We start from the raw sequence: 22343 nt of genomic DNA on the forward strand, positions 1-22343 counted from the left end.
GCACATCCCCGCCGCCCATCTCCGTACCCGCCCCCGGGTTCGCCTGCAGCGCGAACCGCGGATCGCGCCGCAGATCCAGCGCCTTGAGCGAGTCGGGCATCATCCCGAGCCACAACTCCCCGTCCAGGAACCGCACTTCGAGCCCGCTCGTCCGCGGCGACCCGTCCTTGCGCAGCGTCGCGAGGACGTGATGCGTGAAGGCACCGAAGCGCTCCTCCACGGTCGCGGCGAGGTCGGGTTCCGCGGCGACGAATACCGCCCAGTTCGACGTCATGTCCGACGTCATGTCCGATGCCATACGGTCACTGTCCCGCCGATACCCGACATCCACTGTCCGGATTGAGGGACGCCGGGCACGCTTGGTGCCGCATCTTTACAGAACACCACTGCCCTTTTCGCCTCACTGACGGTAACTTCCGCCGGTAACCAGGAACCCAGTGCTGGAGGACCGATGCACGGGCCGACACCGCCCTCCCCCCTGCCCACCGACCAGCTGCGGTTCGCCATGCCGCCGATGCACGAGTCGGTCGAGGACGAACGCCGGCACCGCAAGGAACGGCTCGCGGGCGCCCTGCGCCTGTTCGGCCGGTACGGCTTCGAGGACGGGGTCTCGGGACACATCACCGCGCGCGACCCCGAGTTCACCGACTGCTTCTGGGTCAACCCCTTCGGGATGCCCTTCCGGCACGTCACCGTGAGCGATCTGGTGCTGGCCAACTCGGACGGCCAGGTGCTCCAGGGCCGCCACCACGTCAACCAGGCCGCGTTCACCGTGCACTCGCAGGTCCACGCGGCCCGCCCGGACGTCGTCGCGGTCGCCCACTGCCACTCCGTGCACGGCCGCGCGCTCTCCGCCCTCGGCGACTTCCTCGACCCGATCAGCCAGGAGAGCTGCGCGTTCTACGAGGACCACGCGCTCTACGACGCCTACAGCGGTGTCTCCGTCGACGCCGAGGAGGGCAAGCGGATCGCCGCCGGCCTCGGCTCGCGCAAGGCCCTCGTGCTGCGCAACCACGGCCTGCTCACCGTGGGCGACTCGGTGGACGCGGCGGCCTGGTGGTTCCTGTCCATGGAACGCTCGTGCCAGGTCCAGCTCCTCGCGAAAGCGGCCGGCCGCCCTCTCCTCATCGACCACAAACTCGCCGTCGCCACCCGCGAACAGACCGGCGGCGACCTCGTCGCATGGATCAACTACCAGCCCCTGTGGCAGGACATCAGCCGCAGCGAACCGGACCTCCTCAGCTGAGGCCCCTACCGGAAACCCCGCAGCACCGCCGCCTTGGTCATCGTGAACTCCTCGTCCGTGAGCACCCCCTCCCGGTGCAGCTCCCCCAACTCCCGCAGCCTGCGCAGGAGTACGTCGTGATGGTCGGCCGGAGGCGGGACGCCGGCCGCCCGCGGCGGGCGGTCCGTGAACTCGCCGTCGCCCCGGGCCGACGGATGCGGCAGCCGCGCGGTCACCGCCGTCGCGACCAGCGCGGTGAGCAGGTCCCGGCGGGTGCTGCCCCACAGATCGAGGGCGTACGGGTCCTTCTCCGGCGGCAGTTTGGAGAACACCGTCTCGCGGGTCACGAACCGCATGAACCCGTCCTCGTACCCGGAGTTGGGCAGCCACTCCACCTGGACCAGGTCGCCCACGGCGACTATGCGCGGCCCGGTGGCACGCTTGACGCGCTCCGAGGTGTCGGCCCAGTCGATGCGTACCTGGGCGCCGTCGAACGACACCGTGCCGTCGGACGAACGCACCGAGACCGGGACCGGCGGGCCGGGCAGGAGATAGGCCTTGGTGGGCTCCTTGGGGATCTGGTCGAGGAGCAGCCCGTGCCGGATCTCCTCCGCCACGTACTCGGCGACCCCGGACCGGTCGATGTCCACCATCAGCCGGTACGGATCCGCCGCGTCCGGCAGCCGACCGCCGGTCGCCTGGAGCAGCGGGTCGGCGCCCTCGCGCAGTCTCAGCCGCAGTCGGCCACGCTTGCGTTCGGGTTCGTAGACGACGCCCGCGACGGCTTCGAGGGGCACGACGATCTCCCCGTACGTCTGCCGGAACAGTGGCACGGAGCGGTGAAGTCCCGGCGTGATACGGACCGTTGTGCCGTCGAAGGCCCAGGTCCCGTCGCGCTGGATGATCTCGGCCATAGGGAAATTCTCGCAGCCGGGTCAACACGGCGGTCGTCACTTCACCCGCGCTGACCAGACCTGCCGGACGCGGGCCGTGTCCCGTAGGGCACAATCCGCTGTTGTCGTACGGGAGTTGCAAGGCGGTGGCCAAAGGCTTCGGAGCCGGCCGCCGAACGTGAGGGTCCGGGGTCGCGGGCCGAGGGGCATGGGGAAGGCAGGCGTCGGGCGTGGCGGTGCAGGAGGCGAGACAGGGCGGCGAGCACGTCGGTGCCCACGGAGGCGGCTGCACCTGCGGGGACTGCCCGCACGGAGCACGTGAGGGGCATCGGCGCGCGGTCGCCGCGTTCCTCGTCAAGCGGGACGGCTTCGCGGCCGGAGAGGGGCTGCCCGCGGCGGTGGCGCACTCGGTGTCCGCCTCCCGGCAGTGGGTCTCGGACGAACTGACCCAGTCCGCGGACGTCGTCGCCGAACGCGGCCGCGCCGAGGGCGGCGCCTGGCTGGCGCGCCTGTGGCACCGCACGGCCTTCGCGGTGTGGAGCGCCTTCGTCGTGCTGCTCCTGGTGCAGGCGCTCACCGCGATCGGCGCGGGCTGGACGGCGGCCCGCACGGCCGGACTGCTGGCCGCGCTCGTGGTCGCCGGCGCCCTGACGGCGGCCTCCTGGTTCCACCGGGCGCGCGGCGGGGCGCTGGCCCCGGTCATCGGTGAGGACAACCGGCTGTCGACCTCCCGTGCCGTGGCCGTGTCCTGGGTGCTCTTCGTGGTGTACGCGGTGCTGGTCCTGGCCGGCCGCCTCGCCGCCGCCTCCGACCACGCCGAACGCGACGCCCTCATCTCCGGCCTCGAACTCGCCCGCGGCGCCGGTGTGGTGACCGTCCTCGCCGTGGTCTGCGCGATCGCCGTGCTCGTCCGCCGGGTCGTCGGCCTGCGCGTGCTGGGCCAGCGCCTCCAGAAACTCCCCGCCGACCGCCCCCGTGCCGCCGACCTCCTCACCGACGACGCGGGCCGCGGCACCTTCGCCGACATCCAGTACGTCGCGATCAGCGCCGTGGCCCTCGTCTTCGTGGCCGTCCGCCTGGCCCGCCGCCCCGACCAACTGCCCGACCTGCCCTGGGGGTTGGCGGTGGTGGTCCTGATCTCGGCGGCGACATACCTGGCAGGCAAGTACGCGGAGGGCGGCCGTCCGGTCATTCTCTCGGTGGTGCGTTCCCGCGAGGCGGGCGACCTCGACGCCCCCATCCGCACCGGCGACGACATCGAGATCCGCGGCGCGGGCTTCGTGCCGCCGGGTGCCCAGACCGCCGACCGCCTCTCCCGCATGGTCGTCCGCATCGGCCCGGTCAATGTCCACGTCCCCCTGGTCCCGGTCACCGGCGGCTTCTCCAACCCGACGGACACCCTGCTGACCGTCCCGGTCCCGGTCGATGTCGAGCCCGGCCGCGTGGAGGTACAGGTCGTGACCGCGGCGGGCGTGGAGACGAACTCCTGCGTCGTCGACGTCACGGACTGACGCCTGCGACGGGACGCCCACCGCACGAGCCGTACCAAAGTCGCGAAAACTGGTTGAAGCATGATTGAGCGGGTCCCCCTATTCGTACGTATGGTCAGTTGAGGGGTCACGGCACAGCGGGCGAGAGGCGGCTAAGGGCGATGACTCACGGCACTCGAATGGATACGCAAACCCCGTACCTCGACGGCGACCGGAGCTGGCGGGACACCGCCACCCGATACGCCCTGCTCCCACTGCGCGTCTTCCTCGGCGTCACCTTCATCTACGCCGGCCTGGACAAACTCACCGACAGTGCCTTCATGAAGTCCTCCGGCGCCGGCTCGATCGGCGAGACGATGCGCGCGGTCCGCGACTCGTCGGCGATCCCGGCCCTGGTCGACCTGGCCCTGAAGAACCCCGTCGGCTTCGGCTATGCCATCGCCTTCGGTGAACTCGCCGTCGGCATCGGCACGTTGATCGGCCTGCTGGCCCGCCTCGCCGCACTCGGCGGCGCGCTGATCTCGCTCAGCCTGTGGCTGACCATCAGCTGGGCCAACGACCCGTACTACTACGGCAACGACCTCGCCTACCTGATGGCCTGGCTGCCCCTCGTCCTCGCGGGCGCCTCCGTGTTCTCCCTGGACGCGGCGATCCGCGGAAGGCGAAGGCAGCGGGCGGGAGGCTACCGGTAGCTCCCGAGGCGGGAGCCGCCGGCGGTGAAGCCGACGGGCTCTTTCCGGGCGGGCTGTCAGTCCCGTTCGTAGGCGATCTTCAGCCGGATATGTCCGGACCGGGGTCGGCCGTGTTCCTGCGGCCGGCCTCTCGGCGTCTGCGGATCGCGCCGTTGATGCCCGCCACCACGCCGGCCAGGATCAGGCCGACCGTGACCAGGGGGATCACCGCGAACCACTCGGTCACCCACAGTCCGCCCGCGTCCCCGGCGTAGACCACGCCCGCGGCGGCGAGGAAGAGGCCGGCGACCAGCTTTCCGGGCTGGAACTCATGACGCAGCACGGCTGACCTCCGCCTGTCCGACGCCGACCTGGAGGTCCAGGTCCAGCGTGCCGGTGCTCTTGACGCCCGTCGCCGGGGTCAGGGTGACCTGCTTGTGCTTGCCCGGCTCCACGTCCACGTCCTTCTTGTCGTCACCGGGCAACTGGATGTCCCCGACGCGTACGTCCACACTCAGCTTCACCGTCATGTCCGCCGGCACGATGACCTTCAGCTGCCCGACGCCCACCTCGGCGTCCGTCGAGACCGTCTGCCCCTTGGCCAGCCGCAGCCGGCTCAGGTCGAGCGTGCCCACACCGTTCCCCAGGTCGTACTTCTGCTGTACGTCCGCCACCGCCGCGGGCCGCCAGGTGAGGTGTTCCCAGTGGGTGGTGAGGTCCTTGGGCAGGGCGGCCGAGGCGGCGAGCAGGCCGGCCGTGACGATCGCGAGGAACACCGACCCCGCCCCCGTACGCCCGAGGAACGCGCTGATTGCGATCCCCAGGCCGAAGACGACGAGCGCACAGGCCAGGCCCGCCTGCAGGCTGGTGCCGAGCGCCTGGTCGTCCCACTTCGCGGCGGTGCCGAGGCCCCCCGCCAGGAGCGCGAGCAGGAACACCCAGCCGCCGATCCAGCGCGGGCCGCGCGCTCTCGGAGGCACCGGGCGGGGAGCCCGCTGATCCGCGGGCCAGTGCGGGTACGAGGGGGCGAGCCTGACGTCGATCACATCCGCGATGTCACGGTCGCGGGAGTCGCCGGGGCCCCACAGATATCCGGTGCCACCGACGTGGGTGCCGTCCTTGACGATCGGATCACGCCACCAGGAGGGGTAGGCGGTGGCCACCGGCGGCGCCTGGGCCTCCGGCGGGGCGTCGGCGACGGCCTGCGCTGCGAGCGGGTCGGGGTCGGGGGCGCCGCGCTGCTGCGACCAGTACCCCGCGCCCGCCAGCAGGAGGGAGAGGACGACCGCGAAGGTCAGCACGCTCGCGTTCTTCAGCATCGACAGGAACACACCGCAGCCGACCAGCGCGAACAGCACGGCCGCCAGGGCCTGGCCGTCCACGCGGCCGGTGAAGAGCTTGCGGACCTCGTTCTCCTCCTCGTCGTCGTACGGGACGAAGAGCCACGCGAAGCCGTAGAAGATGAGGCCGATGCCGCCCGTCGCCGAGAGCACGGCGAGCGTGATCCGGAAGATCACCGGGTCCATGTCGCACTGCCGCCCGAGCCCCGCGCACACCCCCGCGAGCACCTTGGACCGCCGGTCCCGCCGGAACCGGTGCGGAGCCGCGGTCGCGGTGCCGCCGCCGGGCACGGCACCCGGCGAAGAGGCGGCACCCGCGCCGGGCACGGCGTCCTGCGGCCCGCCGCCCGCTCGCGGACGTGGGCCGGAGCCGGGTCCCGGACCCGTCGCGGCGCGCTCGTGATCTGTCATGCGTCCATGCTGCCCGCCGCGAGCCGCCGATGGCAGTCGGGACGACCCTGGCCGAACCCTGAAATCCGCCCTGACCCGGACCGGGGGAGTGTTCGAGGGGCTGTGGTGCGCGCGGGTGGGCTGTGCCGCGAGCTGTTCGCCGGTCGGGCACGGTTGCTGCCGGCGCCCGGTTGCCCGCCGGACTTCCGTGCCACGCGACCGACACTGCGACCGACTCGTGTGCCGGTGGCGCTCAGATCAGCCGCAGCCGCAGCAGCCACCGGCCCACGGACCGCTGTCACCCGCTTCGCCTTCCGGCAACCCGTCAGAACCCCCGCGGTACGCCGATTTCGCGGACCGAGCGCGCGGAATTCGAAGATCAGGGGAGTCTCGGGGGTCGACCCTGATGCCCTGAACGGCGGGGCGTGTGAACATCGGTGGCATGCCGGAAGCCGCAGCATTGCCCGTCGAGGACCCGCGGCCGCCGCGCAAGCTCTACCGCAGCAGTGACGGTCGCTGGCTCGGTGGTGTGGCGCGGGGGCTCGCCGGGCATCTCGGGCTGCCGGTGATCTGGGTGCGGCTGGTGTTCGTGGGGCTGTTCCTCGCGGACGGACTCGGCGCGCTGCTGTATGCCTCGTTCTGGTTCTTCGTGCCGCTCGGCGTCGGCGGGGTCGCCGGTCAGCGCCCCCCGTCGCTCGTCTCCACCGAGACCTCGCCGGACGGCCGCCGCAGACTCGTCGCCCGCAAGCCGGACAAGGGCCAGATCGTCGCCCTCCTCCTCATGGTCGTCGTCGCGCTGGTCTTCGTCGGCAATGTGAACCTGGGCAGCGGTGCCAAGGCCTATCTCTTCCCGACCGTCCTCGTCGGCGCGGGCGTCGCCCTCGTCTGGCGCCAGGCGGACAACGCCCGCCGCGCCCGCTGGGCCGAGGTCGGCAGCCGCCGCCGTACGCTCAGCCTGCTGCGCGCGGGCGGCGGCGTCCTGCTCGTCACCGCCGGCGCCACCGCGATCTTCGTCCTCCAGGGCTCCACCAGCCACCTCGGCTCGGTCCTCCAGGCCGCCCTCGCGGTCCTCGTCGGTATCACGCTGCTCGCCGGCCCGTACCTCGTGCGGATGACCCAGGACCTCTCCGAGGAGCGCCTGATGCGCATCCGCGCCCAGGAGCGTGCCGAGGTCGCCGCCCATGTCCACGACTCCGTGCTGCACACCCTGACCCTGATCCAGCGCAACGCGGAGAGCCCCAACGAAGTGCGCCGCCTGGCCCGTGCCCAGGAGCGCGACCTGCGCGCCTGGCTCTACAAACCGGAGGGCACCGGCAAGGACGAGGCCGACGAACCCGACACCCTCGCCGAGGCGGTGCGCCGCAGCGCCGCCGAGGTCGAGGACAAGCACGGCGTCCCCATCGAGGTCGTCGTCGTCGGCGACTGCCCGCTCGACGAGAGAATCGGCGCCCAGATGCAGGCCGCGCGCGAGGCGATGGTGAACGCGGCCAAGTACGGTGGCGAGGGCGGCGCCGTACAGGTCTACGCCGAGGTGGAGGGGAAGACGGTCTTCGTGTCCGTCCGTGACCGCGGACCGGGCTTCGACCTCGACTCGATACCCGACGACCGCATGGGTGTCAGAGAATCGATCATCGGCCGTATGGAGCGCCACGGCGGTACGGCACGACTGCGCGCGGTGCCGGACGGCGGTACCGAGGTCGAGCTGGAGATGGAGAGGGTGGAGAAGACGTCATGAGCGACGCGACCGAGACGAACGAACCGGCGGAGCCGACCGGCGGGAGCGCGGGCGGGCGTCACGTGCGCGTGGTCCTCGTCGACGACCACCGCATGTTCCGTACGGGGGTCCAGGCCGAGATCGGCCGCACCGAGGAGACCGGTGTCGAGGTGGTCGGCGAGGCCGCGGACGTCGACCAGGCGGTCACGGTCATCACCGCGACCCGCCCCGAGGTGGTCCTCCTCGACGTCCACCTTCCGGGCGGCGGCGGGGTCGAAGTCCTGCGCCGCTGCGCCCCGTTGATGAGCGACGCCGAGCAGCCCGTCCGCTTCCTCGCCCTGTCCGTGTCGGACGCGGCGGAGGACGTGATCGGGGTGATCCGCGGCGGCGCGCGCGGCTACGTCACCAAGACGATCACCGGCACGGATCTCGTCAACTCCATCTTCCGGGTCCAGGAGGGCGACGCGGTCTTCTCGCCCCGCCTGGCCGGCTTTGTCCTGGACGCCTTCGCGTCGACCGACGCCCCGCCGGTCGACGAGGACCTCGACCGCCTCACCCAGCGCGAGCGCGAGGTGCTGCGCCTCATCGCGCGCGGCTACGCCTACAAGGAGATCGCCAAGCAGCTGTTCATCTCGGTGAAGACGGTCGAGTCCCATGTCTCGGCGGTGCTGCGGAAGCTCCAGCTGTCGAACCGGCACGAGCTGACGCGGTGGGCCACGGCACGCCGACTGGTGTGACCCGTAAGGGAGTTCACCGGGGGGATTGTCCGGCAGGGCGTCACACCACCCGTGTCGCCCCCGCGAACGGCATCTGGTCGATCGGTGCCAGCCGCACCGGAGCCGTCGGGTTCGGGGCGTGGATCATCTGGCCGTCGCCGACGTAGATGCCGACATGGCTGATGCCCGAGTAGAAGAACACCAGGTCGCCGGGGCGGAGTTCGTCCCGGGAGACCCGCTGGCCGGCGTTGATCTGGGCGTAGGTCGTGCGGGGCAGGGAGACTCCGGCGGAGTTGTAGGCGGCCTGGACCAGGCCCGAGCAGTCGAAGGCGTTGGGGCCGGTCGCGCCCCAGACGTAGGGGCTGCCGAGCTTCTGATAGGCGTAGGAAACGGCCGCCGCAGCGCGGGAGTTGGGTGCGTCGGCCGTGGCCGCGGAGGAGCCGGACGCGTGCAGCCCGTCCCGTGTCGTGGTCGCCGACCGTGACGCGCGCCCCGAGGTGCCGGTGGTCTGCTCGACCTGGGCGCGCTGCTGCGCGGGCAGCGCGGACAGCAGCCGCCGCGCCTGGTCCAGCTTCCCGTTGATCGTCTTCTTCTGCCTGCCGAGCTCAGCCTGTCGCGACTTCAGCGAGGTCAGCTCGATGTGCGCGGCACCGCGCAACTGCTCGATCTCGCGCAGCTGTTGCCGTACGAGTTCGACGGCCGCCGTCTGCCGGTGGCCCACCCGGTCGGCGAACTCGGCGCCGTCCAGATACCGTTCGGGGTTGTCCGAGAGCATGAGCTGCACCGCGGGGTCGATGCCGCCGCTGCGGTACTGGGCGGCGGCGACGTAACCCAGCGAGTCCCGGGCCGAGTTGAGCTTCTCCGTCTTGCGCGCCGCCTCGTCCCGCAGAGTGTTCAGCTGCTTCTCGGCCGCGTCCGCCTTCTCCTTCGCGCCGTCGTACTTCTCGGTCGCGACCTCCGCCTCCTGGTACAGCTTGTCCACCTTGGCCTTGACCTGTGTCGGTGTCAGCTGTGGCTCTGCGTGCGAGGTCCCGTCGAAGCCGGTCGCCGTGGCCGCGCCCGCGAGGGCGATCGTCGCCGCCGTACGGGCTGTATTGCCGCTGAGCGAGCGCTGTCGGGGCTTGCGGTGCGCTGCCACGTGGACTGCACGTCCTTTCGTACGACCGCCGGGGGAGCGGGCGATTGCGCGTCCGGCGGCTGCCCGCACAGGGGGAGCGGGCCGCCGCCGGACATTCTTCGGCGATGGTGGCCGACTGCCGCCCCTGGTCCGGGCGGCGGTGGGGAGCCGGTCACCTGGTGGAGGACGCTAAACCTGACGGTGACGGCCCGGTAACGCATGTACACAACTGACATGAGGTGATCGGCAATTGACCGTAAGTGACTGTGATTCCGGTCCGGGGCCGCCGCCTTCACGCGGAGCGCTGACCGAAGCGGCGGTTCCGGCGCGGGGCGGGACGGCGCGGTGCTATGGGCCGCATATATGCAAGGTCATGCGGGCCGCTACGGAGGGGCGGTGTCGGTCGCCCTCCGGGCCCCTGATTAGGCTCCGGCCTCATGGACGTACTCATCCATCTCTTCGTCGGCCTGCACATCATCGGCATCGCCGCGCTGCTCGGCGGTTTCCTCACCCAGATGAAGGCGATGGGCCAGGGCACGGCCCGCTTCGTCCCCGGCATGCTGCACGGCGCGCTGACCATGCTGGTCACCGGCGCGATCCTGGTCGGCCTCAACCAGGCCGACGATCAGCACGTCAACAACATCAAGATCGGCATCAAGCTCGCGCTGCTGATCGTGATCCTCGGCCTCGTCTATGTGAAGCGGGACGAGGAGACGGTCGACAAGAGTCAGTTCGCGCTGGTGGGCGGGCTGACCATGGTGAACATCTTCATCGCCGTCCTGTGGACGTGACCCCGGACGTGGCGGCGAGGCAGAACCGGACCGTCCCCGCGGCGACCACCAGCCAGGCCGCCACCGCGATCCACAGCACCACCTCCCCGGGCGTCCGCAGCCACGAGACGTCCACGGCGGCCCCCACGGACAGCATGGCCGCCGCCGTCATCCCGAGCGGGAACACCGTCGACCAGCGCCGCACATCGAAGCGCAGCCGCGGCCAGGCGATCTCGGCGCCCAGCAGGACGACACACCAGGCCACGTCGAGCACCAGCAACGTCACCGTCACGGCCCGCAGGACGCCCCGGTCGTCGGAGTTCCACAGGTACAGGCGCGCGCTGTCGGCGGCGATCAGCTTCGCCCCGGCCAGCGCCGAGACGGCCGGCGCACCGCCGACGATCCAGTGGTCCCCGGCCCCGGTGATCACCTGCCGCCACTCGAAACGGGCCAGCGCGAACCCGTAGAGGACCAGTCCGAACCAGAACAGCACCAGCGCCGTGTGCGCGAGCCAGGCCACCGACTCGGCCCCAGCGATCGTCGCCCCCAGCACGGCCAGCGACTGCGTGGCCACACAGCCGAGGAACACGGTCCCGGGCATGCGCCCCTGCCAGTTCCGTACGACCCGCACGAGCAGCCAGGGCCACAGCAGCGCGGCCGACGCCAGCAGCGCCTCGGCCACCGTCTGCCGGCCCGCCGCCGAGAACCGCGTCCCCAGTACGGCGGTCGCGGCCGTGGCGGTCAGCGCACCGGGCGTCCCCGCCTCCGTGAGCCACCTCCGCCGGTCCCGCAGCAGCCGTACGGCGAAGTCCGCGGCCAGCCCCAGCCAGAAGGCGCACGCCACCGCGAAGGCGATACGGGACAGCACCTCGTACCCCGTGACGCGCAGGCCGACCGACATGATCGCGGTGGCCATCACGACGGCCCCGGCCGCCGGCGGACGCTGGGCCCACCAGGTGCGGAAGCGGGAGATACCGGTACCGGACATGGCCCGATGCTAGGGAGCGGCCCCGGTACCGACGACGGGCCACGCGCGCGTGGAGCTCAAAAACACCTGCACGCGTGCGTGCGTGCCGAGAACCCGCTCAGGCTGGCCGCACCACGCTGTGGACGGTCGCCGCGCCGTCGCAGTGGACCGACTCCTCGCGCACGTAGGCCCCGGGCTTCGGGGCGTGGATCATCATGCCGTCGCCTACGTAGACACCGACATGACTGATGTCGTCGTGGAAGAAGACCAGGTCGCCGGGGTGCGCGTCGGTGAGGGAGACCGTCGTGCCGGCGTTCGCCTGGTCGGTGATGACGCGCGGGAGGGTCACTTCGGCGGCCTTCCAGGCGGCCTGGGTGAGGCCCGAGCAGTCGTACGAGCCGGGGCCGGCAGCGCCCCAGACGTACGGCTTGCCGACCTGGGCGCGAGCGAAGGCGACGGCCTTGGCGGCCTTGGCGGCGTAGAAGGAGCCGGCGGAGGGCGGGGAGCCGGAAGGGGTGCTCCGCGCCGCCTCGGTCTGCTGCTTCCGCGCGGTCGGCCGCGCCAGCAGCTCGCGCGCGGTGGAGAGCTTCTTCTGGACGGTGGCCTTGGCCGCCCTCAGGTCGCCGTGCGTGTCGGCGGGGGTGTGGAGGCTCTCGGCCGTCTCATGTCGCACCGCGTTCTTCTGGCGGCTGGTCAGCCGGCTCATCAGCTGGGCCTGCTCGAAGTAGTCGTGCGGGGTGTCCGGGAGTAGAAACGTCGAGGCGTCCGGGGCGGAGGCCCCGGTGCGGTACTGCGCGGCGGTGAACGAACCCAGCCATTCCCGCGCGGAGTTGGGCCTCTGCGCACGTTCGGCCGTGCCGTCCGGGCGGGAGTCGACGCGCTTGCGCTGCCTGGTCGCCCTCTCCTTGGCCGCGTTGTACGTCTCGGTCGCCGACTCCGCCCGCCGGTAGAGGTCGTCGACCTTCTTCTCGACCTCTCCGAGGCCCGGGTTGCCGTCGTCGGCGGCGGGTGTCCATATGCCTGCGATGCGCTTGCCCGCGGAACGCGGCTTGCGGTGCGACGACGCCAAAGGAGGCGACTCCTTCCAGATGGTGCCCTACGGTCCGTGCCACGAAAGGGAGTTGGACCGGTTCACCCCAGGTCGGCGGGGGCGTGCGGCTTGAACGCACGCTAACCAATTCGTGTGGCTTGTGTGAAGGTTGATGTTCGATATGCCTGACATGTCTCAGCGACCTCGATCACATGCGGAACCGGCCATCGCTGATCGTGATCGACCGGTTCTGGTCCGTGAATTTCCCCGAGTTCCCGGGGTGGCAGTCGGTTGTCAGTGGGGCGCCCTAAACTCGGAAGGCGATGAGCAGCCTCTTTGACGACAGCTTCCTGGCGGATCTCCAGGGCCCTCGGGCCCACGAGGGAGAGCCCCCGCCACCGCCCGAGGACGAGCACGTACCGGAGCCGATTCCGGACGACCTGTTCGGCGGGAAGTTCGACGTGCCCGCGAGCAGAGACGCCCACTACCGGGACGGCGCCCCGCGCCCGGTGGTCGACCCGGCCGCACTCCTGGACGGGCTGAACGAGAACCAGCGCGCGGCCGTCGTCCACTCCGACACCCCGCTGCTCATCGTGGCCGGCGCCGGCTCCGGCAAGACCCGCGTGCTCACCCACCGCATCGCCTACCTCCTCGGCGAGCGCAATGTGCACCCCGGGCAGATCCTCGCGATCACCTTCACCAACAAGGCCGCGGGCGAGATGAAGGAGCGCGTCGAACAGCTCGTCGGCCCGCGCGCCAACGCGATGTGGGTGATGACCTTCCACAGCGCGTGCGTCCGCATCCTGCGCCGCGAGTCGAAGAAGCTCGGCTTCACGTCCTCGTTCTCGATCTACGACGCCGCCGACTCCAAGCGGTTGATGGCGCTGGTCTGCCGTGACCTGGACCTCGACCCGAAGCGCTTCCCCCCGAAGTCCTTCAGCGCCAAGATCTCGAACCTGAAGAACGAGCTGATCGACGAGGAGGACTTCGCCGCCCAGGCCGCCGACGGTTTCGAGAAGACCGTCGCCCAGGCCTACGCGATGTACCAGTCGCGGCTGCGTGAGGCCAACGCCCTCGACTTCGACGACCTGATCATGACGACGGTCAACCTGCTGCGCGCCTTCCCGGACGTTGCCGAGCACTACCGCCGCCGCTTCCGGCACGTCATGGTCGACGAGTACCAGGACACCAACCACGCGCAGTACGCGCTCGTGCGTGAGCTGGTCGGCACCTCCGAGCACCCGGTCGACGTCCCGCCCAGCGAACACGACCTGCCGCCCGCCGAGTTGTGCGTCGTGGGTGACGCCGACCAGTCGATCTACGCCTTCCGTGGGGCGACGATCCGCAACATCCTGCAGTTCGAGGAGGACTACCCGAACGCGACGACGATCCTCCTGGAGCAGAACTACCGCTCCACGCAGACGATCCTGAGCGCCGCCAACGCGGTCATCGAGCGCAACGAGTCCCGCCGCCCCAAGAACCTGTGGACCAACGCGGGCGCGGGCGCGCAGATCACCGGCTATGTCGCGGACACCGAGCACGACGAGGCGCAGTTCGTCGCCGAGGAGATAGACCGTCTCACCGACGCGGGCGACGCGAAGGCCGGAGACGTCGCCGTCTTCTACCGGACGAACGCCCAGTCCCGTGTCTTCGAGGAGATCTTCATCCGCGTCGGCCTGCCCTACAAGGTCGTCGGCGGCGTCCGCTTCTACGAGCGCAAGGAGGTCCGGGACGTCCTGGCCTACCTCCGCGTCCTGGCCAACCCGGAGGACGCGGTCCCGCTGCGCCGCATCCTCAACGTCCCCAAGCGCGGCATCGGCGAGCGCGCCGAGGCGATGATCGACGCCCTCTCGCAGCGCGAGAAGATCAGCTTCCCGCAGGCGTTGAAGCGCGTCGACGAGGCCTATGGCATGGCCGCGCGGTCGACGAACGCGGTCAGGAAGTTCAACACGCTCATGGAGGACCTCCGTACGATCGTCGACTCCGGCGCGGGCCCGGCGACGGTCCTGGAGGCCATCCTCGAACGCACCGGCTACCTCGCCGAGTTGCAGGCCTCCACCGACCCGCAGGACGAGACCCGCATCGAGAACCTCCAGGAACTTGCCGCCGTAGCCCTGGAGTTTGAGCAGGAGAACAGTTCAGGCGAGGGGGAGAGTGAGACGCCGGTCGGGCTCGCCGCGTTCCTGGAGCGGGTGGCGCTGGTCGCCGACTCCGACCAGATCCCCGACGAGGACGAGGACGGCTCCGGAGTCATCACCCTGATGACCCTGCACACCGCCAAGGGACTTGAGTTCCCGGTCGTCTTCCTCACCGGCATGGAGGACGGCGTCTTCCCGCACATGCGCGCCCTCGGCCAGGCCAAGGAGCTGGAGGAGGAACGGCGCCTCGCGTACGTGGGCATCACGCGCGCGCGGGAACGCCTTTACCTGACACGCTCGTCGCTGCGCAGCGCGTGGGGGCAGCCGTCGTACAACCCGCCCTCCCGCTTCCTGGAGGAGATCCCGGCGGCGCACGTGGAGTGGAAGCGGACCGGCGCGATGGCGGCTCCGCCGTCGACGGGTCCGGCCTCGGGCATCGCGGCCTCGCTGTCTTCGTCCCGCTCGCGTTCGTCGGCGTCGGGTGCCTCGGGCTTCGCCACGCGCAGGACCTCGGAGAAGCCGGTCGTGGCGCTGGCCGTCGGCGACCGGGTCACGCACGACCAGTTCGGGCTCGGCACGGTGGTCGGCGTGAAGGGCACGGGGTCGAACGCGGAGGCGACGGTCGACTTCGGGGAGCCCAAGCCGAAGCGGCTGCTGCTGCGGTACGCGCCGGTGGAGAAGCTGTAAGCCGTAGTGGCTTGAGCCGTAAGGGAGTTGGGGCGGCTCAGGTCGGGTCGAGTCCGTGGCTGCGGAGCCACGGGAGCGGGTCGATCGCCGCCCCGCCCGCCGGGCGCACCTCGAAGTGCAGGTGCGGGCCGGTGGAGTTGCCCGAGTTCCCGGAGTACGCGATCGGGTCGCCGGCCTTCACCGTCGTACCGGGGGCGACGCGGTAGCTGGAGAGGTGGCAGTACCAGGTCTGCGTGCCGTCCTTCTCCGTGAGGATCAGCATGTTGCCGTAGGCGCTGTTCCACTTCGTGGAGACGACGCCGTCGGTCGCGGCCATCACCGTCGTGCCGTACGAGACGGGGAAGTCGATGCCCGTGTGCACGGACATCCAGTTGACGCCGGCCTGGCCGAAGTAGGCGCTGAGACCCTTCTGCGTCACCGGCAGCACGTACTTGGGGCGCAGCCGCTCCTTGCGGGCCGCCTCCGCCGCCGCCTTCTTCTTCTCGGCCTCCTGCTGGGCCTTGAGGTCGATACGTTCCTGCGTACGGCTGGCCCGGTCGGCGAAGTCGTCGGCACCGGCCGACAGGCTCTTGATCTGGGCGTCCAGCTTGTTGTTCGCGACGGACGGCTTGACCGAGGCCGTGTCCGAGGCGGAAGCCGTCGTGTCGCTGCCGCCGGTCAGCGTGCCGACGGACGCGGCGGCGATCCCGGCGACCCCCATCACACACGCGGACGGCACGGCGATGGTCATCAGCGCGGACCGCTTCGGAGGCGTACGACGGCGGGAACGGCTCCCGTTGCGGGCCGCGGCGCGCGAGCCGGCCGGGGCCGGGCTCGGGGTGAACTCCTCCTGGTCGTCGAGGAGTTCGGGGTGGGTCTGGGCCCCGTCCTGCTGGTCCGGCTCGGCCTCGTCGAGGGCGGGCAGCTCGCCGGTGGCGGTCAACTCGCCGTCTTCCGGGGCGGGTTCGTCGTACGCGCCCTCGTGCGTCCCGTCGTACGAAGCCTGTTCAAAGGTGGTGGCCACGTCGGCGGCGGTGCCGTCGGCGTTCCACTGCGTGGCGTCGTACGCGCCGGTGTCGAAGGTCTGCGTGCCCCATTGCCACTGCTGGGTCTGGTCGGCGGGTGTGGCGGCGTGCGCCGAAGTGTCGGGCTGGAGCCAGGCGTTCGCGTCCCACTGACCGCTGACGTCGGGGGCACCGGTCTGCGGCGGAATGGCGGACAGCTGCTGGTAGTCGGCCGACCAGGCGGTGGTCTCGTAGGCGCCCGTGTCGTAGGCGGCGTGGTGCTGGGCCGCGTACGGGTCGTAGTTCAGGGTGTGTTGGGCACCCGTGGACCAGGCGGAGGAGTCGTAGGCACCGGTGGCGTGCGACCCGGTGTCGTGGCCCTGGCCGTTGCCCGGCATGTCGCCGAAGAGAGGGTCGGTGGCGAAGCTCGCGGTGGCCTGGGCGCCCGGGTGGAAATCCGTGGCGGTGTGGTCGCCGTACGTGGTGAAGTCACCGTAGTGGGCGTCCTGGCCGCCGTACGACGCGTAGTGCGCCGAGGTGGCATCGGAAGCCGGAGCCGGGGTGGTCATGGTCCCCGACGGGTGACGATCGTTCACCAACTTCTCTATTCGCCTCGACAACAGGGGCTGCCAGAGCAGTGCGGTGGACTGTACCCGGCAGTATGCGGGCGCGACAATCTTCGTCAGGTTTCGCGGCAGCAGGAAACGGGCATTCGGCCGTGTTTTGGGGGACGGCGGGCACGGGTTTGGCCGTGGGTTCGAATAGCGTTCGATCTTCGGGTGGCTGTGCGCCCGCTGTCGGTACCCGGTCAGGCCACTGTCAGACCGCCGGTGTGGGTGTTGGCGCGGGCGCCGGTGCGGGTCGCGGCCGGGGTTTCCGGCAGCGGGGTGTCGAGGGCCTGGCGGATGCCGGTCGCGATGGCCGGGTGGACCGGCAGGGCGAGGTGTCCGATGCCGCTGACCTGGACGTTCTGGGCGATCAGGTCGGGATGGTCGATGCAGGCCGTCTCCAGCGGCTCCATCAGGTGGTCCAGATCGCTCCAGAAACTGACGAAGTGCGTACGGCAGCCGGGCGCGGGACGGGTCAGCTCCTCGATCACCGGCGAGCCGGGCCGCATCTGCCGGACGATCGGGTGGGCATTGGCCAGCGGGACGACGGCCGTGCCGGAGTGCGGGGTGCCGAGCGTCACCAGCGTGCGGACCCGCAGGTCGCCGCCGAGCCGCTGCACGTAGTACCGCGCGATCAGCCCGCCGAGGCTGTGCCCGACGATGTCGACCTCCCGGCTGCCCGTGCGCTCGCAGATCTCCTCGATGTGCCGGCCGAGCAGCTCGGCGGCGGTGCGGATGTCGCAGGTCAGCGGCGAGTAGTTGAGCGACTCGACCTGTCGGCGGCCGTGCTGGGCCAGGGAGCGGCGCAGCAGCACGAAGACCGAGCGGTTGTCGATGAACCCGTGCAGCAGCACCACCGGAGGCTTCGCCTCGGTCGGCAGCTGTGCCGCGTCCTTGGGTGAGGGCGGCTCGGGCAGGGGTTCCCGGCGCTCCTGGGTGATGCCGGAGGGGTAGAGGAGAAGGTGGCCCGCGAGGATCACGATCTCCAGGGCGGTCGCTTTCAGGAGGGTCATCGAGAGGCCCGCCAGCCTGCTGGGCAGGAGGCGCTGACAGAGGGGGAGAAAGGGCAGTGCAGCCCCGGTGACCTTCATGGCCGACCTCCTGTCGGCACACGGAACGACAGCTCCGTCCCCCGTGTGCCCTCGTGGGAGGCCACGGCGAGGGTCACCGACGGTGCCCGAGGGGTGCGCGCGGAGTGATCGCGGCCTACGGCGTGACCGACGCCGTCGACGTACCGAGGAGCCCTGTCGGTCTGGCGACGAGGCTTCCCGCTGTCGTGCCGTACCTGCCCTGCGTGCCCTTCGTGCCTGCGCCGATGCGCCGTACCACCGCGCCGCGCGGCCTGCGGCGCGGTGGTACGGCGACCTCGTTGCGGCTCCCGGTGCGCTTGTTCCCGCTGGAACGCTGCGCGGCGAACGTGTCCCATCGTGTGATTTCCCCCTCGGTATCCGCCGCGAAACTGCCGGTTGCGGGATGCTGGAGATAACGTTCGTTCACTTCCCGCACTGAAGCGGGTACCGCGGTACCCGTGGGTAGGGATGAACGCAGTCGCTTCATGGAGGCAGTGATGGGTGTGGCAGCCGGTCCGATCCGCGTGGTGGTGGCCAAGCCGGGACTCGACGGCCACGATCGCGGGGCCAAGGTGATCGCGCGGGCGCTGCGCGACGCCGGTATGGAGGTCATCTACACCGGCCTCCACCAGACCCCCGAGCAGATCGTCGACACCGCGATCCAGGAGGACGCCGACGCGATCGGCCTCTCCATCCTCTCCGGCGCCCACAACACCCTCTTCGCCGCGGTCATCGACCTCCTCAAACAGCGCGAGGCGGAGGACATCCTCGTCTTCGGCGGCGGCATCATCCCCGAGGCGGACATCGCCCCCCTCAAGGAGAAGGGCGTCGCAGAGATCTTCACGCCCGGCGCGACGACGCAGGCGATCGTGGACTGGGTGCGGGAGAACGTGCGACAGGGCTCCGCTACTGGGCTCCGGTGACTGTGCAGCCCGTCCGGGGTTCGCTTCTCAGCGCGGGCCGGCTACTCAGCCAACCTGCACCGCCCCCAGCTCCTCCGTCATCGCCGCGCGCAACCGCAACGTCGTGACCAGCCGCTGAAACGCCTCCGCCCAATAACCCCCCGCTCCCGGCGCCGCGTCCTCCGTCTCGTCCGGCACCGCCAGCAACCCGTCCAGCCGACTCGCCTCGGCCGGATCGAGACACCGCTCGGCCAGCCCCATCACCCCGCTGAAGCTCCATGGATAACTCCCCGCGTCCCGCGCGATGTTGAGCGCGTCCACGACAGCCCGCCCCAGCGGCGCGGCCCACGGCACCGCACACACCCCGAGCAGCTGGAACGCCTCGGACAACCCCTGCGCCGCGATGAACCCGGCGACCCAGTCGGCCCGTTCAACCCCGTCCAGCGTGCTCAGCAGCTTGGCGCGCTCGGCCAGGGACACCGCCCCCGGCCCGCCCGCCTCGGGCGCCGACGGCGTCCCCAGCAGCGCCCGGGACCACTCGGCGTTCCGCTGCCGCACCGTCGCCCGGCACCACGCGGCGTGCAGCTCGCTCCGCCAGTCGTCCGCCACCGGGAGCGCCACGATCTCTGCGGGTGTACGTCCGCCGAGCCGCCGTTCCCAGGTCGCGAGCGGAGTCGCCTCCACCAACTGGCCGAGCCACCACGAGCGTTCACCCCGTCCCGCCGGAGCCTTGGCCACCACACCGTCCCGCTCCATGCCCGAGTCGCACTCGTGCGGTGCCTCGACCACCAGACCCGGTTCCTCGCGCGTACGGTCGACGGCCACGCAGGCCGACGCCCGGACCGCCATCCGCGCGGCGAGCGCCGAGTCGGGGAGCGCCGACAGCAACTCCGCGGCCGTGGCACGGACGTTCCGGCTCCGGTCGGCCAACGCCTGCTCCAGGAACGGCTCGTCCTCGGCGGAGAGCCTCATCCGCAGCGAGTCGAGGAACATCAGCCGGTCCTCCGCCCGCTCCGTCCCCCAGGTCGTGACGAGCAACTCGCGTGCGGCTGAGGGCTGGTGCGCGCGTATCGCCGCGAGCAGGGCGACCCGCTCGGCGAACAGCCCCTCCTGCCATAGCAGTTGAACCTGTTCCGGGTCGTCGAGAGCCGGCAGGGCCGTGCCGCCGCCCGGTGTCGCGCGCAGGGCGAACCGCCAGTCCGGGTTCAGCCGGGCCAGCCACAACGCGCGCGGGCCCGCGAACTCCAGCGCCGCCGGCCGCAGATCCGTACGCCCCCGGGCCGCGTCCAGCAGCGCGGGCAACGCCTGCACGGGCGCGGCGAACCCGCGCGCGTTGGCCGCCGCCAGCCACTGGGGCAGCAACTCCATGAGATCCGGCGAGGTGCCCCTACGGCCCCCACCACCCGTACCCGGACGGTCGGTCAGCAGCATCGCCAGCCTGCGGGCCGCCGCGGCGGGCAGCGCCGGACGCGTGTCGGGCGCGGCGGGCTCCGGACGCTGTGCCGCCCGCGCCGGACACAGCCCCGCCCGCCGCCGTACGGTCTCCACGGCCGCCGCGTCCAGCAGCGCCACGGGTGCGTCCTGGCCCGGCGCACGCCCCGGAGGTGTACGGCGGTCCGTGCCGAGCAGCGCCGTGGTGACGAGTTCCTCCCAGTCGCCCGCCTTGGGCGCCGGAGCGGGGGTGCTGTTCATGCGGTGCCTTCCATCGAGTTGGTGAGTGGGCTCAGCACAGCGACACCGGCTCTCCCGCCCCCTCCGGCCAGGCCGTCAGCGGGGTGAAGCCGCGGTGGCCCAGTTCGCCGAAGACCTTGACCGGGGCGCCGCCGGAGAGCGCGACGAGTCGCCACAGGCCGGGGCGGGAACGGGCGGCCGGGGTGAGCGGGAGCGCCAAGTCCGCGTCGGCGTCCGCCAGTTGCCAGGAGTCGCCGTCCGGGGTGGGGACGACCCGGTCCAGCGTCACCGGGACCGCATCCAGCCAGGGGTCGTGCCGTAGGGCCTCCCCGTAATGGACGGCGGCCTGTGCCGTCGTCACCCCCAGCGGTCGAGCCGTCGTAGGCGAGGGTGCCGTGAACTGCTCTCCCAGAGCCGCCCGGAGCTGCCCGGCACCCGGGAACGCGGACACCTCCGCGTCCAGGGCCAGCCCTATGGGCAGCGCCAGCTCGGGGGCGCGGCCCGCGGCGCCGTAGGAGAGGAGGAGGGACGTGCGGCCCGAGTCCGTGCCGTGCAGCCATATTCTTCGGGTCGTCAGTTTCGGGTCCGTGGTGTCGTACTGGGCGAGGACCAGCCATTGGTCGCGGAGCGGTGGGCCGTCCGGCGAGGCGGGCAGGCCGATGCGGGAACGGACCGTCGCCGCCAGGTCGTCGGGCAGGCGCTCGCGGCGCAGCCAGGCCTGGTCGAGGAGGTGGAGCAGCGCGCTCTCCTCCAGCAGTCGGACCGGCCAGCCGGGACCCGATGACGGGATCGCCCCCAACTCCCTTGCTCGGGCGGCCAGTCCGGGGGCCTGGGCGTCGACCATGCGGGCCGCGGTCTCCTCCCACAGCCCGTACCCCGCCTGCTCCGCCGAGGCCAGGCCGGTGCGCAGCAGGTCCGTCAGCCGCTGCTCCAACTCGCCCGCGCCCGCGGTGATCCGCTCGGCCCTGCGCTCAGCCCGGCGCCGCGCCGCCTCCGGATCAGCGGCGGCGGGGGAACCGGACGCCCCTGCCGCCGGCTTCTCCTCCGTCCGCTTCCGCCGTCCCGTCAGCCACTCCCCGGCCCAGTCCGGCGCCTGCCCCGACGGCACCGCGCCGTCCCCGCCCGCCCACAACAGCAGCAGTCCCAGCGCGTGCTTGCACGGGAATTTGCGGCTCGGACAACTGCACTTGTACGCCGGCCCCGCGGTGTCCGCGATGTCGACGACCGTCTGATACGGCTTGCTGCCACTGCCCTTGCACAGCCCCCACACCGTCCCCTCGTCAGAACTGCCCGCCTCGGACCACGGCCCCGCCGCCCCGAGCTTGCTTCCCGCTTTGCGTGACGCTGCGTCAGGCGCCAGTGCCAGCACCTGATCAGCCGTCCAGCGCACCCCCTGCTGAGTCATGTCATCGAAGGTAGATCCCGGCACTGACAATCGGCCCGCGAGCGGTTCGGTGGATGGCTCCGCCAGCGCATTTCCGCAGGTCAGATCGCATTGTCAGTGGCGTGGTGCACGGTGGACACCAGATCCGAACCGGCCGAGCTGGAGGGGGCCTCAGCCATGACTGTGTCCGCAGAACCCATGAACGCGCAGGCGAGTGAGAAGCAGACGGCCGAGCGGCCGGAGGCACTGCGTCCGCACGCCGAGGACGCCTTCGCCGACGAACTCGCCGCGCTGGCGGCGCAGGACGACCGGCCGCGTCCGGTCCGCTGGAAGATGTCGCCGTGGGCGGTCGCCACCTATCTGCTCGGCGGCACCCTGCCGGACGGCACGGTGATCACACCGAAGTACGTCGGCCCGCGCCGCATCGTCGAGGTCGCCGTCACCACCCTCGCCACCGACCGCGCCCTGCTCCTGCTCGGCGTGCCCGGCACCGCCAAGACCTGGGTGTCCGAGCACCTCGCGGCAGCGGTCAGCGGCGACTCGACCCTGATCGTGCAGGGCACCGCCGGCACCCCGG

At 71.4% G+C, this 22343-nt stretch carries 21 protein-coding genes; 9 read left to right on the top strand and 12 right to left on the bottom strand.

All coding sequences use genetic code 11. From position 1 onward, the window contains the following. Window positions 1–274: pyridoxamine 5'-phosphate oxidase family protein (locus tag AC31A1_RS20775; protein WP_489654756.1), on the bottom strand; the 274-nt coding region annotated here is incomplete at its 3' end. Window positions 275–451: 177 nt separating this feature from the next. Between AC31A1_RS20775 and AC31A1_RS20780 the strand changes: the two genes are divergently transcribed. Then, window positions 452–1246 (top strand): class II aldolase/adducin family protein, encoded by a 795-nt coding sequence (locus tag AC31A1_RS20780; protein WP_393759717.1) that lies wholly within the window; start codon window positions 452–454, stop codon window positions 1244–1246. Window positions 1247–1251: 5 nt separating this feature from the next. Here AC31A1_RS20780 and AC31A1_RS20785 read toward each other — a convergent pair whose 3' ends face one another. Beyond that, the gene (locus AC31A1_RS20785) at window positions 1252–2139 is read right to left on the bottom strand and encodes a DUF4429 domain-containing protein (protein WP_489654741.1); all 888 of its coding nucleotides are present in this window, start codon (window positions 2137–2139) and stop codon (window positions 1252–1254) included. Window positions 2140–2348: 209 nt separating this feature from the next. On the opposite strand from AC31A1_RS20785, the gene AC31A1_RS20790 reads away from it, so the two are divergent. Next, entirely contained in the window at window positions 2349–3629 is a 1281-nt protein-coding gene (locus tag AC31A1_RS20790) for a hypothetical protein (RefSeq protein ID WP_489654742.1), read from the top strand. Between the two features lie 140 nt (window positions 3630–3769). Next, entirely contained in the window at window positions 3770–4300 is a 531-nt protein-coding gene (locus AC31A1_RS20795; protein WP_489654743.1) for a DoxX family protein, read from the top strand. 79 nt (window positions 4301–4379) lie between these two features. On the opposite strand, the gene AC31A1_RS20800 is transcribed toward AC31A1_RS20795, so the two are convergent. Together AC31A1_RS20800 and AC31A1_RS20805 are read right to left on the bottom strand one after the other, a co-directional pair. Next, complete coding sequence (locus AC31A1_RS20800) at window positions 4380–4622, bottom strand: hypothetical protein (protein ID WP_489654744.1); 243 nt, start codon at window positions 4620–4622, stop codon at window positions 4380–4382. Next, complete coding sequence (locus tag AC31A1_RS20805) at window positions 4609–6030, bottom strand: PspC domain-containing protein (protein WP_489654745.1); 1422 nt, start codon at window positions 6028–6030, stop codon at window positions 4609–4611. The genes AC31A1_RS20800 and AC31A1_RS20805 overlap by 14 nt, the downstream gene beginning before the upstream one ends. Before the next feature lie 421 nt (window positions 6031–6451). Between AC31A1_RS20805 and AC31A1_RS20810 the strand changes: the two genes are divergently transcribed. Together AC31A1_RS20810 and AC31A1_RS20815 are read left to right on the top strand one after the other, a co-directional pair. Beyond that, window positions 6452–7744 carry an ATP-binding protein gene (locus tag AC31A1_RS20810; protein WP_489654746.1) on the top strand — a complete coding sequence of 431 codons (1293 nt, stop codon included), beginning with the start codon at window positions 6452–6454 and terminating at the stop codon, window positions 7742–7744. After that, entirely contained in the window at window positions 7741–8460 is a 720-nt protein-coding gene (locus AC31A1_RS20815; RefSeq protein ID WP_327401845.1) for a response regulator transcription factor, read from the top strand. The genes AC31A1_RS20810 and AC31A1_RS20815 overlap by 4 nt, the downstream gene beginning before the upstream one ends. 40 nt (window positions 8461–8500) lie before the next feature. Here AC31A1_RS20815 and AC31A1_RS20820 read toward each other — a convergent pair whose 3' ends face one another. Further along, window positions 8501–9577 (bottom strand): C40 family peptidase, encoded by a 1077-nt coding sequence (locus AC31A1_RS20820; protein WP_489654747.1) that lies wholly within the window; start codon window positions 9575–9577, stop codon window positions 8501–8503. A 416-nt stretch (window positions 9578–9993) separates the two neighbouring features. On the opposite strand from AC31A1_RS20820, the gene AC31A1_RS20825 reads away from it, so the two are divergent. Further along, on the top strand, window positions 9994–10347 hold the full coding sequence (locus tag AC31A1_RS20825) for a hypothetical protein (RefSeq protein WP_019055618.1): 354 nt from the start codon (window positions 9994–9996) through the stop codon (window positions 10345–10347). On the opposite strand, the gene AC31A1_RS20830 is transcribed toward AC31A1_RS20825, so the two are convergent. Then, window positions 10325–11314 (bottom strand): tellurite resistance/C4-dicarboxylate transporter family protein, encoded by a 990-nt coding sequence (locus AC31A1_RS20830; RefSeq protein ID WP_489654748.1) that lies wholly within the window; start codon window positions 11312–11314, stop codon window positions 10325–10327. The genes AC31A1_RS20825 and AC31A1_RS20830 overlap by 23 nt on opposite strands. 97 nt (window positions 11315–11411) lie before the next feature. Beyond that, entirely contained in the window at window positions 11412–12362 is a 951-nt protein-coding gene (locus AC31A1_RS20835; RefSeq protein WP_489654749.1) for a C40 family peptidase, read from the bottom strand. 284 nt (window positions 12363–12646) lie between these two features. On the opposite strand from AC31A1_RS20835, the gene pcrA reads away from it, so the two are divergent. After that, window positions 12647–15148 carry a DNA helicase PcrA gene (gene pcrA, locus AC31A1_RS20840; protein ID WP_489654750.1) on the top strand — a complete coding sequence of 834 codons (2502 nt, stop codon included), beginning with the start codon at window positions 12647–12649 and terminating at the stop codon, window positions 15146–15148. Window positions 15149–15185: 37 nt separating this feature from the next. Here the strand turns inward: pcrA and AC31A1_RS20845 are convergent, their stop codons facing one another. The 3 genes from AC31A1_RS20845 to AC31A1_RS20855 all read right to left on the bottom strand — a co-directional run bounded on the left by AC31A1_RS20845 (window position 15186) and on the right by AC31A1_RS20855 (window position 18236). After that, complete coding sequence (locus AC31A1_RS20845; protein WP_489654757.1) at window positions 15186–16700, bottom strand: M23 family metallopeptidase; 1515 nt, start codon at window positions 16698–16700, stop codon at window positions 15186–15188. A gap of 239 nt (window positions 16701–16939) precedes the next feature. Then, window positions 16940–17830, bottom strand: a complete 891-nt coding sequence (locus tag AC31A1_RS20850; protein ID WP_489654751.1) for a lipase family alpha/beta hydrolase — start codon at window positions 17828–17830, stop codon at window positions 16940–16942. A gap of 115 nt (window positions 17831–17945) precedes the next feature. Further along, window positions 17946–18236, bottom strand: a complete 291-nt coding sequence (locus tag AC31A1_RS20855; protein ID WP_489654752.1) for a hypothetical protein — start codon at window positions 18234–18236, stop codon at window positions 17946–17948. Between the two features lie 70 nt (window positions 18237–18306). On the opposite strand from AC31A1_RS20855, the gene icmB reads away from it, so the two are divergent. Beyond that, window positions 18307–18732, top strand: coding sequence for a coenzyme B12-dependent isobutyryl CoA mutase small subunit (gene icmB, locus AC31A1_RS20860; RefSeq protein ID WP_393759690.1), 426 nt, complete (start codon window positions 18307–18309; stop codon window positions 18730–18732). Window positions 18733–18777: 45 nt separating this feature from the next. Here icmB and AC31A1_RS20865 read toward each other — a convergent pair whose 3' ends face one another. Then, the gene (locus AC31A1_RS20865) at window positions 18778–20403 is read right to left on the bottom strand and encodes a DUF5691 domain-containing protein (protein WP_489654753.1); all 1626 of its coding nucleotides are present in this window, start codon (window positions 20401–20403) and stop codon (window positions 18778–18780) included. Between the two features lie 31 nt (window positions 20404–20434). Beyond that, on the bottom strand, window positions 20435–21787 hold the full coding sequence (locus AC31A1_RS20870; protein ID WP_489654754.1) for an SWIM zinc finger family protein: 1353 nt from the start codon (window positions 21785–21787) through the stop codon (window positions 20435–20437). Window positions 21788–21943: 156 nt separating this feature from the next. Between AC31A1_RS20870 and AC31A1_RS20875 the strand changes: the two genes are divergently transcribed. Further along, a partial coding sequence (locus AC31A1_RS20875) for an AAA family ATPase (RefSeq protein ID WP_489654755.1) occupies window positions 21944–22343 on the top strand: 400 nt, incomplete at its 3' end.

Source organism: Streptomyces sp. P5F9 (assembly GCF_057961495.1).